We start from the raw sequence: 17,627 nt of genomic DNA, 5'->3' as shown, positions 1-17,627 counted from the left end.
TTTTATATTGATCTCTTTTTAGAATCTGATTTGTTCAAGGTTACAATTTGTGATCTTGAAGTCACATTCATTGAGTCCAAAAACCAGAACCAGTCACAATTTGTGACCCGTTCCATCTTTTCATTGTCAGTAAGTTGAAAACGAAACTGTTGTGGGAATCTTTCTATATTCCGCTTGACGGCTTGATTTAATACTTTAGTCTCTACCTGATACCTTTCTGCTAAATCACGGTCAAGCATTATTTGGGATTCTCGAAAAACGAAAATTCGGTTTTCAATTTCCTTTTGTGATATAGTTAGTTCTTTACTCATACGCTGCTAGTCCAGAAATTTCACGCCCTTGGGCCAATTTTTTTAATTGTGGCACTAAGTCTTCCATCAATGCCAATTCTCTTACTCTGCGTTCTTTCCAGTTCAAATCTAATGGAGCTAAAAGGTCAGTCAATTTTTCACCGTCAAAAATCATTCGGCTCATTATCTTTTCTATAAACTTTTTCAAGTCTGTCGTTTGAATTCCGTGTTTGTTCGCAATAGAAGCTATTTCCTTGTTGTATTTATCGTCTTTGAACGTGTCATAACCCTTGCGAAGCGTTTCAACATCTTGTCCGCTCTCCCAATCCAAACTATTGATGTACTCGGTTAAATCTTCTTCCTCATCCATTAAATTGGAATTTGATTTTAACAAGCTAATCACTTGTGATTTGGTCATTTTTTGCTTGGCAGGTTTCTTCTGTGTGCTGTCTGCAATCAGATTCATTATGTAGTCATAATCAATCACGGCAGAAGCAAACAACACAAATTCAAAATCGAGTTGTTGAATTTCGGGCGGTGCATTTTCACCTTCCTTTTGCTGTATCTCTCGTAATTGTTTGGCTGTTTCTATATATGAACTGCGGAACTCTTGCAAGGTATCATCAGGCAAAATGGCTTCAATTTTTTCTTTTTGTTCTTCGTTTAAGTCGGTGTATTGGTCAAGCTGCGTTTTGAGGCGTTGTACTTCCTTAAAGTTTTGTACAAAAGCAATTCTTGCGGCATCACCTTTCAAATTGTAAACTTCTTGTGGCTCGTTTACCAAATTATGCTCCTGCATAAACACCCCTAATTTCTCAACGGCTTCTTTGTATTTATCAATCATTACAGGGGCTGGGTCAACCAACCAAATTTCTCTTGCCTTGCCGTTGTCTTCTCCTGAGAACAATGCAATAGCTTGATTTACGCTTTCTTGTTGCGAACGAAAATCTAAAATGTTACCGTAAGGCTTGGTGTCGTTCAATACACGATTGGTGCGTGAAAATGCCTGAATTAATCCGTGGTATTTCAGATTTTTGTCCACATACAAAGTATTCAGGTATTTGCTGTCAAAACCAGTAAGTAACATATCTACCACTATGGTAATGTCAATTTTGTTTTCGTGCGGATAATCTTTGTTGCTGTATTGTTGGTCTTTTATTCGTCTTTGAACATCCTGATAGTACAAATCAAATTCGTTAATGCTATGATTGGTATTGAATTGCTTGTTGTAATCTTCAATAATTTCAGTCAGAGCTTTTTTCTTTTCTTCTGGATTTTGTTTGTTGTCTTCACGCTCTTGCGTCAAATCTTCCTGCAATTGTTTGATGTCGGCTGCATTTTTTTGGCTCTGTTGGTCACCTTGTTTTGCAATAAGTTGAGATGGTGGAGAAAACACACACGCAATATTTAGCGGAACATATTCAGGATTTTCCGTTTGTTTTTTCTTTTGTAATTCTTTGAAAAGTTCATAGTACTCAATGGCATTATTGATTGAAGCCGTAGCCAAAACTGCATTGAACTTTCTTGAATTTGTCGCAGCATTGTGTTTATTCAAAATGGCTTCAACTACTGCCTGCCTTGAAATTGCTTCGCCAGGTTTTTGGTTTTTATTACCCTTGAAATAATCAATATGAAATCGCAAAACGTTTTTGTCGTCTATTGCGTGGGTAATAGTATAAGCGTGCAGCCTTTGTTGAAAAATGTCCTCCGTTGTTTTGTATGAGGCATATTCTCCTTCTCTGATACTATAAGTCGCATTTTCATCAAAAATGGGTGTACCTGTAAAACCAAATAATTGAGCATTAGGAAAAAACTCCTTAATCGCTTTGTGATTCTCTCCAAATTGGGAACGGTGGCACTCGTCAAAGATGAAAACCACACGTTTTTTGCTTAATGGCTCTAATCGTTCTTTATAGTTTTTCTTGTAAGTACCATCTAAAGCCAAGCCTAATTTTTGAATGGTAGTAACAATCACCTTGTCGGCATAATCTGAGGAAAGCAAACGTCTTACTAAAGTTTCGGTATCGGTATTTGCCTCCACACTTCCTTCCTGAAATTTATTGAATTCCTCTCGGGTTTGTCGGTCAAGGTCTTTACGGTCAACCACAAACAAACATTTTTCAATTTCGGGATTGTCCTTTAAAAGGGTAGAAGCTTTAAAAGAGGTCAAAGTTTTACCGCTACCTGTAGTGTGCCAGATATATCCGTTTCCTCTGTTTTGTTTCACACATTCTTCAATTGCTTTTACTGCATAAATCTGATACGGTCGCATTACGAGCAACTTTTGTTCGCTTTCTACCAAAACCATATACTTGCTAATCATTTCACCAAGTGTGCATTTGCTCAGAAACTTTTCAGCGAATAAATCAAGGTGCGTAATTTTCTTATTTTTTTCGTCTGCTAATTGGTAAATCGGCAAAAACTGTTCGTCTGCATTAAATTGAAAATGCTGTATTTTGTTGTTGGCAAAATAATATGTGTTTGTTCTGTTGCTCACAATAAACAACTGCATAAAGCAAAGCAATGAATTTCCGTAACCGTTGCCAGGTTCGTTTTTGTAATCCACAATTTGTTGCATTGCTTTTCTTGGTGAAATATCAAGGTTCTTCAACTCAATTTGCACTACTGGCAATCCGTTTATCAATAAAATGATGTCGTAGCGTTGATGACTGTTTTCTGTATTGATGCGTAACTGACTAATAACTTCAAAGTCATTTTTGCACCAATCTTTGATGTTTACTAAAGTGTAATGTAAAGGCGTTCCGTCTTCACGTTGAAAGTATTGTCTTTCACGCAATTTTTTTGATGCAAGGAAAACATCTGAATTGATAATTTCCTCTCTAAGTTTCAAAAACTCATTATCTGATAAATGAACACGGTTGAGAGCTTCAAATTTTGCTTTGAAATTCTGCTCAAGCGTTTTCCTGTCAACTATGTCAGGGCGGTAAATGTATTTTAGCCCCTTTAGTTGCTCTATGAGGTTTAGTTCTATTTGATTCTCTTTGCTCATTCTTCTTTCAATAAATCTTTGGCGTTAACGTCCAAAATTTTTGCAATTCCATTTATTGAAGCTTAATTAAGCTTCAACTGGTCAAAGATAGTAAAATCACATTGTCCAATAGTGTAAAAGTCCACAATATTGTCGTGGGTTGGTAAGGGCAAGCTTTTTTGTTTCTTTTTTAGCGTTGGCTTTTCCGTTGAAAAAAATCAAATGTGCTTGACCGAGCGGCTGGCTAAAATTGTTTTTAAAAAATGTGCGGTGGAAAAAAAATAAAAAACATAGGGGTCTGTCAGCGTGTCGGATTAATTGCTGTCCGTTTGTAATATCGTTTCTCTGTCTTTGGTTACATGTCAAAATGGTTTACTCTTTTTCTTGTTATAGTCAGTCGTTTTGTTGTTGCATGGTCGTCTTTTACACTTGCTGCCTTCTTCCTGATATCGTTCAGAAAAAAAATACTTTTAGAGGCACTTATAATTTCTTTTCTAACTATTTTATAAGCTGAAGGTATGCTGGAATATCTATAATCTAAAATTTCAGAAAGAGCTTCTCTTGCTTGCCTAACCCAAACAATTCGCTTTACTTTTACTGTCATTTTTTATTCCATCTCTTCAACATCAATAAAATCTCCTTCGGAAATCTGTTTTTCAGCATTTAAAAGGGCTTCTTTATATTCTTCTCTTGTCATTGGCTTTCCATCTGGATGATAAGCAACAATGTCTTTATTGTAATAGTTTTCAAAAACACTGTTTACAATAGACAAAATTCGTTCATCTGCTTTTTCTACAAAAGAATGTATTCTATTTTTTAAAACAATTGTGTCCATAAATTTAACTTTTACTATAACAAATATACAAAAAAACCCGTTCTGAAAAATCAAAACGGGTTTATATAAATGCAATTCTATGGATTAAGCCAGCATGGTCACCGGATTTTCAATAAAATGTTTCAATGTTTGTAAAAATTCTGCTCCTGTAGCACCATCAACCGTTCTGTGGTCGCATGCCAAAGTAACTTTCATAGTATTACCCACTACAATTTGACCATTCTTCACAACAGGTTTTTCAATAATTGCACCTACCGATAAGATAGCCGAATTGGGCTGATTGATGATCGATGTAAATTCTTCGATACCAAACATTCCTAAATTAGAAACGGTAAAGGTTGAACCTTCCATTTCTTTAGGTTGCAATTTCTTGCTACGTGCTTTGCCTGCCAAATCTTTAATTGAACTACCAATTTGGGTTAAGCTCAACAAATCGGTATGGTTTACAACCGGCACTACCAATCCGTCTTCCACAGCAACTGCCACGCCTATATTGACATGGTGGTTAACGATTGTTGCCGCTTCGGTCCATTGTGAATTTACTTTTGGATGCTTTTTCAACGCCATTGCACAAGCCTTCACCACCATATCGTTGAACGAAACTTTGGTATCTGGCAATGCATTGATCAACGTACGAGATTGCATGGCATTGTCCATATTCACTTCAATGGTTAAATAATAATGCGGTGCCGTGAATTTAGATTCAGCCAAACGACGCGCGATGGTCTTACGCATTTGAGAGTTTTTAATTTCTTCTGCGTGTACCTCGCCTGCCGGAACAAATGTTTGCGCACTTGCTTTTGGAGTTTCGGTTTTAGAATCGGCTTTTGCAGTTGGAGTAAAATGTTCCACATCGCTTTTAACGATACGTCCGTTTTCTCCAGAACCTTTCACTTCTGAAAGATTGATGCCTTTATCTTGTGCAATTTTTTTAGCCAATGGCGATGCAAAAATACGGTTTGAATCATTTGTAGATGAAGAAGTTTCTGTTTTTGTAGAAGTTTCTTTATCTATGTTTGATTCTTTTTTATCTGAGGTATCTTCAGATGATTCTGCTTTTTTAGCTTCAGGTTTTGCTTTTGGTTTTGATCCGCCAGACAATATACCAGAAACATCTGTTCCTGCAGGACCTATAATGGCTAACACACTATCAACAGGCGCCGATTCGCCTTCTTGAATTCCAATATGCAATAATGTTCCTGCATAGAAAGACTCAAATTCCATTGTGGCTTTATCTGTTTCGATTTCAGCCAAAATATCACCTTCTTTTATTTCGTCACCAACCTTTTTCAACCACGATGCAACAGTACCTTCTGTCATTGTATCACTTAAACGAGGCATAGTAACAACGCTCACATTGTCTGGAATTTCTGAAGCAGTTTCCTCTTCTTTTACTTCCTCTTTATCAGATGTATCAGCTTTTGAATCAGATTCTGCTGGCTTTTCTTCTTTAGTATCAGATGGTTCATTTTTTTCCCCCTCAGAAGTAGATCCTTCTAATAAAGATTTGTAATCTTCACCTTCTTTCCCGATAATTGCCAACACACTATCAACAGCAGCAGTTTCGCCTTCTTGAACACCAATATACAAAAGGGTTCCTTCGTGAAACGACTCAAATTCCATTGTAGCTTTGTCGGTTTCAATCTCTGCTAAAATATCACCTTCAGAAATTTTATCTCCCACTTTTTTTAACCAAGATGCCACGGTACCTTCTGTCATGGTATCGCTTAAACGAGGCATTGTAATAATTTCAGCCATTTTTTATAATTTATGAGGAATGAACGGATAATTTTCTTGATCGTAAACTACATCATACATTACGTTTGTTTCAGGATATGGAGATTCTTCTGCAAATTTTTCACATTCTGAAACTAAATCACGTACGCGATTGTCTATTGTTTCGATTTCTTCGTCGGTTGCCCAATTGTTCTCTTTAATAACGTTTAAAACTTGAGTAATTGGATCTATTTTTTTGTATTCTTCTACTTCTTCTTTTGTGCGGTAATGTTGCGCATCACTCATTGAGTGTCCGCGGTAGCGATAGGTTTTCATTTCTAAGAAAGTTGGTCCTTCGCCTCTACGTGCTCTTTCCATAGCATCGAACATTGCTTCGGCTACTTTTACAGGGTTCATACCGTCAACTGCATAAGAAGGCATTTCGTATCCTAAACCTAATTTCCAAACATCGGTATGGTTTGCAGTACGCTCAACTGATGTTCCCATTGCATAACCATTATTCTCACAGATAAAAACTACTGGAAGTTTCCAAAGCATTGCCATATTAAATGCTTCGTGCAATGATCCTTGACGTGCGGCACCATCTCCAAAATAAGTTAATGATACACCGCCGGTTTCTAGATATTTTTCTGCAAACGCCATACCTGCACCAACGGGAATCTGTGCACCTACAATTCCGTGACCTCCGTAAAAACCATGCTCTTTTGAAAAAATGTGCATAGAACCACCTAAACCTTGTGAGGTTCCGGTTGCTTTTCCTAATAGTTCGGCCATTACTCTGCGAGGGTCAACTCCCATGCCAATTGGTTGCACGTGGTTGCGGTATGCAGTTATCATTTTATCTTTTGATAAATCCATTGCGTGTAAGGCACCAGCCAAAACTCCTTCCTGCCCATTGTATAGGTGCAAAAAACCGCGTACTTTTTGCTGAATGTATAAAGCTGCTAATTTATCTTCGAACTTGCGCCAAAACTGCATGTCTTCATACCACTTTAAATATACTTCTTTAGTAATTTCTTTCATAACGTTAGATAATTAATTACCAATTGCTGATTTTGTTAATTTGGCAATAAGCAAAAATAAGACAACAAACGTATATCTGAAAATAAATTGAGTTATTTTTAGTTAAAGTCTAAAAATTATTAAACCCCAAAACAGAACGATGTCCTCTTTTGGGGTTAAAAAAACGAGGAGCAATTGCCCCTCGTTTAGAAAAATTTATTTTTTGATGATTTTAATAAATTGTGAACCGGTGTTTGTATGAACTTTTATCATATAGGTTCCGGCTGAAAGATTAGATACATCTATCTTCACATCGTTTGCATCAAATTTTTGTGTTTTGATTTGTTTACCTAACAAATCGTAAACCTCTACTGACTGAATCGCCTCTTTGTAAGATATATTCAACTCTGAATCTACAGGGTTTGGATAGTATCTCAATGACGCTAAGTCTAGATCATTTAATCCTACACTAATTTTAACCTTTACAGGAAGTGGTAAACTTGGACAGTTTGCTGGTCCAACAAGCACTCCGTAATACGTTTTGTTATCTTGTAATGGTTGATAAGTTGGTAAAGGGTTTGTAAAGTTGATTGCATCATTATACGAATCAAACCAAACCACATTCGGCTCATTTGCTTTTAAATCTTTTACTTCCGCATAATTAGGGAATGTTTGATTGATGTTACCAGTTGGAGCATTAGGTCGAGCATTTACAGTTATATAAACTGTTGCTTTAGCTGATTCACAACCATTATCAATTTTAGAAATGTAATAAGTACCTGTTGTAATTACATCATTCTGACCCATTTCTGTAGTTGCAAATGCATTGTCAAATACTTTATAACTAATTCCAGTACCAGAACTTAAAGGTAAAGATGAAACAGTAGCATCACCACAAATAGTAATTGGGTTGATGACCGGTGCATTAACACTTAAAATCTTAACACTCACAGCACGTTTAGGAGAGTCACAGTCACCAACTGACTGACCCACGTAGTAAGTACCTGTTACCAATGGTGTGGTATTAGATAATGGTGTGTCTGATGTACTAAAGCCATACCAGTAAACATTTGCTCCCACGGTTGTTGGTGAAGCCATTAAACTTCCAACTGTTGCGTTTCCACAAAATGTTTGCGTTGTATTTGCTGTTGGCATAGTCAGGTTTTGCACTGTTGACACCACTACCGCAGATCTAGAAGACTCACAGTTCCCTATTTTTTGTGCAATATAGTAGGTACCAGTTGTTAATACTGTTGAATTCGCGAGCGGTGTAACATCATTCACATTTTGATACCAATTCACTGTTGCTCCTGGCGAAGATGTAACAGCAATGCTAGCTATTGTTGAAGTACCGCATATATATACATTACTTAAAGAAATAGCCGAAGGAGTAACTCCCACTGATACATTTACAGCTACACGAGCTGATGAAGTACAAGGTCCGCTTGTAAACTCACCATAATAAATGCCGTTATTAATTGGTGTTGTACTTGCTAATGGTGTTCCTCCTGCTTGAGTTGTGTACCATTGGATATTTAATCCATTAATAGAGTTGTACGTTAAATTACTAACGGTAGCTGATCCGCAGAATGCTTGATTTGCAGGTGCCACAGGTACAGTTGCCGGTGGATTGATAACTACAGTAAACGGCACTCTTGCAGATTTACAACCGGAGATTACTTGGTCAACATAATATACGCCAGAATTTGTGATTTGAGTAATTGGCAAACTAGAATTTTGACTACTATAATATGTTAATACGCCGTTTGGATTTTTACCAAAGTTTGTACTAGCTACATTAACGGGACCACAACTAGTAATATTATTTACGACTGGAGCTTCTTTCAAACCAATACTAACTGTAAAGTTTTTCTCAACAGTACATCCATACTGATTTTCAATTTCCACCTTATATGGCACATTTAAACTATTAGTTGTACCTTTCAAATAAAGTGTTCCAGTATTAATTAAACCATCATAAGGAACTGTTGCGTTTTGATCATAATACAAATTAGCAATTGGTGTCCATGTTACTTGGTAATTACTAATAGGTGTAATTCTTACATTATCAATATACCATCCTGCAAATTGCGTATTACCATCTGCTCCCATTCTAAAGCGAACTTGGAATGTTCCAGCTCCAGTAAAATCATCTGCTGGAACAGTAAACTTCTCAGATTTCCACGCCGTATTAGTAGGAATTGTTGCTTGTTGGAAACTTACCCAATCAGCATAAGATGTTTTAGTAAAGAACATAGCTTGCAAACTTGTGTTACCAACAGGTTTTGGGAGAGTGGTACTAGCAGAACCAGTATAATGCTCCGGTAAAAATGGTTTCCAAGTTGCTCCATTATCAGTTGTATATTCTAAATACGCGTAATCTTGAACATTTATTGTACCAGCTTGTAAAGCAGCAATATGATCAAACTCAACCGTGATAGATTTAAGGTTATTCATATTCACTGATGTAGCTAAGTTAACAATTGCATTTGTTTGTGCTGCATGTGTAATTTTTAAACTACCATTACCTTCAGAAAAAAGTGCTGTTTCATTAGAAATTGCATCTCCTGATACGGTATTGCTAATAGTTACACCATTAATGTTTCCATTAAATAAATTTCTTATAGGTGTTTCATTAACTAAATTATCTACTTTTAACTCTTGGATATCATTAAAACATAGACTGTAACTATTTAACAGTTGCAACATTTGAGGAGAAGGATTGTTTTCTACTGAAACCGTTTTTTCAATTACACATCTATCCCCACCTACATTAGAAGCTCTTAACACATAGGTCATGTTCATCGTTGTATTGAAAGTCCAACCAACATTCTCATCACCAAGAATTGCGTTTGCTGGGTTATTTGGGTCATTTGGATCATTTGCTGGATCATTTGGATCGTTTGGATCAACAGTTGTCCACTCATAGGTATCATAATCACTAACACCTGTTAAAATATACAATTTTGTTAAAGGTTTTCCAGAACAATTATTAACAATATCAGCAGAAAGGTTGAGAGTTGGTGCATCAGAGAAATTCAGTTCATAAGTTCTCATCGCTCCAAAACAACCATCTATAATTTTAAAATAGCCATTCATGCGAATTGTGTTTCTAGTACCAGATACTTCGGCATACATTTGCGCTAAAGATAATGTAGCATTTCCGCTATACAAACTTCTTTGCTCGTTTAGAGGCGAACAAACAACTGGTGTTGCGCTAGGAGCTGGTCCGGCTATATCACTATATGTAAATTGGACTACAATATTAGAATATCCGTCCCAAATAAACGGCTCATCAAGCTTAAACCAATTTATCTGGTCAGCAACAAGTGTTTCATTAGCTTCGTATTTCGCAATTTTTAATTCATTTGTAGGTATAAAATCATTTGACGGGAATTCTTCTAGTTTTGTATGACCCATATGAATCGCCAGATTGTTGCGTAATAATGTTCCAGCTGTTAAACCTGTTCTAAAACCAAAATTTTTAATTATGCCCTTGTTAAAGCCTGCACCTTTTAACTCGCTGGCTAGGTAAATATATTGCGCTTTATTTGCTTTGGATCCTGTAAGAGGTGTTACAGTAGTACTTGTTGCAACTCCATTTCCAATCAATAACTCTTGTTGATCAGTAGCTGTTGTTTGTGTACCTGAAAAAACGACATACTTTCTAGATTCCGTTATTTCAGGAGTTGTAAATGTATTTACACCTTGCTCTACAAGATTATCATCCTCATCAAACCAAAATTTAGTTCCTGGGACATTATAATCCAAATCTACTTCTTGAATTCCACATACATTTACTTGCTGTGTATCGATATCGAATTCATTACAGTAAGTAATATCATCTATTCCGATCCAAGAACTTGCATTTGTTGCGCTACAACTTGTCTTCAAATAGATTTTATAAACTGTTTCAGGTGATAGGTTTGCAGCAGGTGCATCAATATCAACCGAAGTTGATGTACCAGGCTCTGAACCACTTCCTATTAAACCATTAGGTCCAGAACCAGGTAAACCTGAAGTTCGAACCTCCCAATCAATAGATGAAGCACTTTGTCCTGTTGGGTTTTCCCAACGCACCTCAAAACTTGAATCTGTTTTATCTATAACCCGAACATTTAAAGGCATATAGCAAGTTGGCGGAACTAAATCTTCGGTTGCATTTATATTATCAATATACAAGTAATTGTTTCCATTTGCTGATTTATTTGTTATACTTACTCTTAAATATAAATCTTTACCAGAATATCCAGAAAAAGTAACTGTCCTTGTCGTACAAAAAGCTGAGACAGTATGATTATTACTATCAACAACATCAAAGGTATACCAAGGACCACCTTGATTACTTGCCCACTGCCATTCTAGGTTAATACTATTTAGTGTAGCCCCAATGGGATTACCGCTTATATTTCCATTATCAGCCAACCATTTATAGTCGTACGAAAATGTTATAAGTGCTCCTGAAGTTATTCCCAAACTAGGGGATCTTAGAACAGCTTTACTCAAAGTACCGACACCTTGTACTTTTGCTCTTATCGAATTTAACCCTTGACAAGGTGCTTCTGGTGTCACATTGAAAGCGCCCACAACTTGTGTCCAACCAAGTTGGGTAGTATTTTCCCAATCCTTTACATAAGGATTTGGAGAAATTGGTTGGGCCCAATTAATGAAAGGCAACAACAATGTTAGAATTATTAAATACTTTCTCATCATATTATTATATTTTAATGATAAATTTAGCCAAGGGCAGAAATGCCCTTTGGCTAATTTAAAACTATTTTTTTACAATTTTAATAAATTGGCTGTTTTCCTTAGTTTTAACATTCAACATATAAGTTCCTGAACTTAATCTGCTAAAATCTAATTGAACTGTTTCTTTATCAAAACTATTTTTCATTACCAATCGTCCATTCAAATCAAATACTTCCACATTGGTGATTACTTCACTGTAAGTGATGGTTAACTGATCGTTTACTGGGTTTGGATAGTAATTTAATTTACTTAAATCAAAATCGTTTACTCCTAATAAAATACGAACTTCTATAGGGGTTGGTAAACTTGGACATCCGTTCGAACCAATAATTACTGCGTAATAAGTTGTTTGATCAACCAATGGCATATTTTGGTTCAATGGGTTTAATCCTTTCATAGCATCATCGTATGTTGCATACCAAACCACATTTGGCTGGGTCATAATCAAACTGCTTATTTGTGCATTGTCTGTATCGTTAAATGTTTGAGGCGATGCACCTGTTGGGCTGTTTGGTCTGCTATTGATGGTGATTTGAACTTGTGTACGTGCTGACTCACATCCGTTTTCAACGCGTGTCACAAAGTAATACCCCGATTGTAAAACATCTGTTGATGGTAAAACTACTGTTGAAGTACTGTTTACATACCATCTGTAAGATACTCCTGATGGTGTTGGTAAGGTGATACTTCCTACTGTAGAGCCCGCACATAATGTTATTGGAGCTACTGCCGGAGCAGCTGTACTTATTAAACGAACTGCTACTGGCACTTTTACCGATACGCAGTTGCCTACTCTTTGAGAAACATAGTAAGTTCCATTTGTTAATGGCGTATTGGCTGCCAATGGTGTTACCGCTGTTGCATTACTATACCACTCTGCTGTTGCATTTGGTAAAATTTGTGCATTTAATTGCGCTACTGTACCTGCTCCACAAATATTCTGGATTGTTGCAGTTGGTGCCGGAACACTTCCTTGAGAAGTTGCAATAACCTGAACACGTAATGATTCACATCCGTTTACACGTTGAGAAACATAATAGGTTCCGTTTACTATTTGTCCATTGTTTGGTATTGGTGTTGTAGAAGTAGCTGATGGATACCATACTAATTCTGCACCCGGTATTTGATTTAAATTAACGTTACCGTAATTTAACGTACCACATATTGAAATGGTTTGTGGTGTTAATGATGCTGGTGCCGCGTTAATATCAACCAATACAGCTATTCTACCTGACTCACATGCTCCTAACATTTGCGAAGCATAATAAGTGGTGTTATCAACCAACGGAGTGGTAGATGCCAATGGAGTAGTAGATGTTGCTGAACTATACCATCTGATTTGAGAGCCGCTTACACCTGAAGCCATTAAGGCTGATACTGTTCCGCCGCCACAAACTACTTGTGTAAATTGCGCAGTTGGCAGTGCCAATGGTGTTACCGTTGCTGTAAATGGCACACGTACCGATTTACAATTACCTTGGGTTGCTTCTACATAGTACGTACCTGTTTGGGTAATGTTGGTGATAGGTGTTGTTGCTGTTGCTGAACTATAAAATTCAAAAGTTGCATTTGCACCACCTGTTACAACTACATTACTTACCGGTGTTGCCTGACAAAAAGTTTGATTTTGTACCACTGGAGTAACCACGTCTGCTACGTTTATGGTAATTGCTTTTGTGGTTTCACAACCCGATGGTGCTGTTAACAATGCATTATACACTTGATTCATGGCTACACCCGATGTGGTGTAAACCGTTAAAGCATTTGTACCTGCTGTGTATGGAACAGTTGCTGCCGCATCCACATATAAATTGTTTATTGGCGACCATGTTACGCTTGATTGTTCTAAACCAAATTGAACATCTAAACGATCGGTTGTACGTGTTCCTGCAGTAGGGTTTGGATCAGTAGCACTTGTTGCATACATACCTACATTGGAACCTGGTGTGGTTGTAAAATAGGTTTGTGCGTTGTTACCTGAACCCATACCTTCTTGGGTGATTTCTACCAATATGTTTGATTGTCCATCCCAATAGAAAGGACTGTCAAACTGTATAGTTTGCATACCTTGGAAGGTGTGTGTATGATTCACTTCTGAATATACGGTTGATAAATTACCCGTAGCAAAGTTAGTCGTACCAAATGTAGCATTTGGTGTTAACATCATTTTCACAGTGTACATTGGGTTGCTAAAACTTGCTCCTGAATTAATGGTTTCAAATGACAAGCTGTTAATATATCCTGATGTATTTACACCTTGTGCAATCAATTCTGCTGCCGTATAAATATATTGTTGTTTAGAGTACATTGCACTTTGTACAAAAGCAGACACTTCGCTTGTTGCAGCTGTGGTAGTTAATTTACTACCTATTGATGCCATAGCAGGTATGCTTTCTAAAGCTTCTAACTCTTGAATTTCGTTTTTACAAATGTCGTAAGAACTAGCTAATGTGGTTAATGCTTCCGGTTTTTTACCTGCATATACGCGAACTGTTTTAATGTGCTCACAAATACCGTTTGATTGTGTAGCAGATAATACATATTCTTGTTCCACGTTGGTAGCGAAAGTCCAACCATTTACTGCGTCACCGCTTACTCCCGCACTTGGTGTCCATACAAATGTATCGTAGTTACCCAAGTTGGTGGTAATGGTTACAGGATCTGATACTCCGCCCTCACATGAGGTAATGCTCGCTGTGGAAAGTTCAAATGCCGGTTTTAATGAAACCGTTACCGGAATTTCTATCGCTGGGGATATACAGCCTGCGTTTCCTTTGAAAACAATATTTGGACGTGCGGTTTTAGTTAAAGTACTACCACTACCACTAACACTACCTGAAATAGTTGCTAGAAAGTCCGCAGCTGATCTATTATCAGCATAGCTATAAGTTGTCATACTTGGACTAGTAGTGTGGTAACGCACGGATCCGCTTGTTCCACCTGTATTTTGATTAGTCCAAACAATTTGAACCACAATATTACTTACACCGTCCCATGCATAAGGTGTGGTTAAAGTAAATGTTTTTGTACCAACTGCAAAAGTTTCACTAGGATTTGCATAAACTTGCGTTAAGGTACTATTTGCAATATGTGATGATGTAGCAGATGATTGAGTCGTAGCCCCCATCGCTATACTAAAGTCATTTCTGTTTGAGGTACCTGAAGTAACAACATTAAAATCTAGTGATGTAATATTTCCAGCTGTTAATCCAGCAGCGGATAACTCTTTAGCAGTATAAATATGTTGAAACTTCATACCTCCCCATCCATGATACAAGAATGTTTCAGACGTTGAGGAAGATGTACCTGTACCAATTGTAATTGGCGTATTTGGCACCACTTTTTGGCTGCGTAACCAGAAACTTCTGTTTTGCGTTACATCGTCTTCCGAAACAAAATTAGATCCAACAAATAATGGCTCTACATCTGTTGCGCTGTCAAACCACGCTGCTTCAAAAGTAGTATCTACTAAAGTGGCGTCTAACACCGCTTTTTGTGGTCCACACAATGCCAACGAAGGCGTGTAAGTTACAAAGTCAGAGTAGTTACACAAAGTAGTTGCCGATGGTCCTTTTGCCCAAACACTTTGATCTGTTGCCGAACATACCGCACGTACATAAACTGTATAGTCTGTTGAAGGTGCTAATCCAGGTACAGTAATATTGGTTACACCAACAGCTGTTACCGTGCTATAAATTGCTCCTGGTGTTCCTGGATTGCCACTTGTGCGCACTTCCACTTCGTAAGCCATTTGGTTCAGGTTGTATATATCCTGCCAAGAAACATCAAATGAGTTTTTGCTTACATTCGAAATTGTAATAGTACTCTCTTCAATTGGTCTACAGCTTGGTGCATCTTCGTAATAAATATCATCTATAAAGATGTATTTTGTCATATTTTCTTCATCAAAGCTAAATGCAAAGTAATCGTCTGTAGTATTTATCGGTAAATAAACAATATATTCATTGTATGCAGTTGACGAAACATTAACGGTTTTAATCAATGTTTTTGTTGCACTTGCTGTATTTCCATCCATACTGTAAATACTCAATTTTTCACCATAACTACCTGTGAAATACATACGAGCTGAGAAACGTAAACGTTTGGTTCCATTACCTAAATTATCGGTCTCAGGTGAAACAAGTAACGATTCACCCGCATGGCTAGATGCTCTATAGGTGTAAAAATGTTTTGATCCGGTTTTAGGCCCTGTTGTAGCAACATAACCATTAGGATAATTCAAAGTTGGTCCTGTTTTAATGTATGTCCAACAATTTGGAACAGTGTTATTATTAAAAGCACCTATATCTGCATTTTCAAAACCTTCAAAGAATGAACCAGTTATCACGCCACATAAAGTGTTGAATTTAATAGGGAATGATGTCCAAAGTCCATCTGTGGTTCCACATTTACTGCGTATATATACCGTATAACTTGTAGAATGATCTAACCCTGAAATATTAACAGAAGTTGTCGGCGCATTTACGGTGCCTGTTTGAACCAATCCAGTTGCGCCTGAACCAGCAGCACCTGATGTACGAATTTCATATTCATAACCTGTTACCCCTGCTGCCAATGATGCATCCCATAAAATAGTAGCCGATGTTTGGGTAATATTTGCCGCTTGCAAGTTCATAGGGAAAATACATGGAGACAAGTCTTCGTAATAAACATCATCTAAGTAGATATTTGGATATTGACTTGCTGGTCCGTAAAATGAAAATGCAAAATAATCATCGGTCGTAGCCGGTAAAGGAACAATATACTCAATCCACCCAGTTGCTGTTAGCGGAATACTTTGAATTAAAGTTTTAGTAGCAGTTGAAGTAGTACCATTCATACTATATACTTCCACTTTTGTCCCTATATATCCTGAAAAAGGAAGATTTACTGAGAAACGAAGCTGCTTTGTACCGTTTCCTAAATTTACTGTTTCTGGTGAAATTAAAAAGAATTCGGTATTATTATAAGGATATGTATAAAAACCTTTAGAACCGTTTCTTGCAGCTGATGTACTAACATATCCATAACCAGAACCATTACCAAAAAGGTAAGTCCAACACACCGGAACAGTATTGTTATTAGAAGAACCTGTTGGAGTCGTTTCAAACCCTTCAAAGAAATTGGCTGTAACAGCAGCAACCTGAGAAACTAAAACGACATTTGAGTTGGATGTCCCCCCACTAGTGTTACAAGTAGCTACAAAACGGTAATACGTATTAGCTGTTTGGTTTGTTACTGTATGCGACAAACCATTTGCATTGTTAATATTTGTCCACGGACCTGTTGCTGAAGAAGCACTTTGCCAAATATAAGTCATATTACCTGCAACTGTAGCACCTGTCACAGAAAGGGTAAAAGGTTGACTGTTACAACTACGCGAAGTGGCAGAAGCTGTACCAGCTGTTGGTGTTCCTGAACATGCAGGTAAAGACAGAATATTTACATTATAATCATGCGTTTCACCCCATGAGGCAGATCCACAAGCATTAAACCCTCCAGAAGAGCCATATACTAAACGTACACGCATTCTATGAATACCTGTTGCTGCGTTTACCGGAATGGTAATGTTACCAGTAGCTAAAGAAGGACTTTGAACCATTGGCAAATCAGACAACAATTTTTCTGTTGTATTGTTGAAAGTACCATCATCGTCAAAATCAATCCAAATACTTACCAACTCTGAAGAAGGAAAACTATAAGTGGTATTTAATTGCACTTGATAGGTTTGCGACTGCATTAAATCTACAGCCGTAAAAACACTCGTCTTATTGGAATATCCTGTAGCTGTGGTATTTGTACAACCTGTATTTAAGTCGCTAAGTACTGAAGTACCGTGACCATTTATAATAACAGTGTTCAAATCATCGCCAAAACTACAACCTGTTGAGTAAGCAGGTGTACAATAAGTCTGACCTTGAACCTGAAGGTTCGGCAAAAACATACCGAGTAACATTAATATCAAGGTCTTAGTGGTTAACCACCGCACTTTAAACCTGGATAATTGTGTAATTTTTTTCAT

At 37.1% G+C, this 17,627-nt stretch carries 8 protein-coding genes; all 8 read right to left on the bottom strand.

Features of this window, described 5'->3' with window-relative positions; translation table 11 throughout:
- Positions 1-2 precede the first annotated feature (2 nt).
- The gene (locus tag NPX36_RS07320; RefSeq protein WP_257498082.1) at positions 3-311 is read right to left on the bottom strand and encodes an ORF6N domain-containing protein; all 309 of its coding nucleotides are present in this window, start codon (positions 309-311) and stop codon (positions 3-5) included.
- Entirely contained in the window at positions 304-3,300 is a 2,997-nt protein-coding gene (locus NPX36_RS07315; RefSeq protein ID WP_257498081.1) for a type I restriction endonuclease subunit R, read from the bottom strand. Before NPX36_RS07315 ends, NPX36_RS07320 begins: the two co-directional genes overlap by 8 nt.
- A gap of 334 nt (positions 3,301-3,634) precedes the next feature.
- Positions 3,635-3,883 carry a hypothetical protein gene (locus NPX36_RS07310; RefSeq protein WP_257498080.1) on the bottom strand — a complete coding sequence of 83 codons (249 nt, stop codon included), beginning with the start codon at positions 3,881-3,883 and terminating at the stop codon, positions 3,635-3,637.
- 3 nt (positions 3,884-3,886) lie between these two features.
- Positions 3,887-4,114, bottom strand: coding sequence for a hypothetical protein (locus tag NPX36_RS07305; protein ID WP_257498079.1), 228 nt, complete (start codon positions 4,112-4,114; stop codon positions 3,887-3,889).
- A gap of 84 nt (positions 4,115-4,198) precedes the next feature.
- Complete coding sequence (locus tag NPX36_RS07300; protein WP_257498078.1) at positions 4,199-5,872, bottom strand: pyruvate dehydrogenase complex dihydrolipoamide acetyltransferase; 1,674 nt, start codon at positions 5,870-5,872, stop codon at positions 4,199-4,201.
- Positions 5,873-5,875: 3 nt separating this feature from the next.
- Positions 5,876-6,874 (bottom strand): pyruvate dehydrogenase (acetyl-transferring) E1 component subunit alpha, encoded by a 999-nt coding sequence (gene pdhA, locus NPX36_RS07295; protein ID WP_257498077.1) that lies wholly within the window; start codon positions 6,872-6,874, stop codon positions 5,876-5,878.
- A 195-nt stretch (positions 6,875-7,069) separates the two neighbouring features.
- Entirely contained in the window at positions 7,070-11,566 is a 4,497-nt protein-coding gene (locus tag NPX36_RS07290; RefSeq protein WP_257498076.1) for an Ig-like domain-containing protein, read from the bottom strand.
- Positions 11,567-11,627: 61 nt separating this feature from the next.
- On the bottom strand, positions 11,628-17,627 hold the full coding sequence (locus tag NPX36_RS07285) for an Ig-like domain-containing protein (RefSeq protein WP_257498075.1): 6,000 nt from the start codon (positions 17,625-17,627) through the stop codon (positions 11,628-11,630).

Source organism: Paenimyroides aestuarii (genome assembly GCF_024628805.1).
GTDB lineage: Bacteria > Bacteroidota > Bacteroidia > Flavobacteriales > Flavobacteriaceae > Flavobacterium > Flavobacterium aestuarii_A.
Note: the sequence above shows the minus strand (reverse complement) of the source record. Positions and strands in the feature narration are given on the sequence as shown.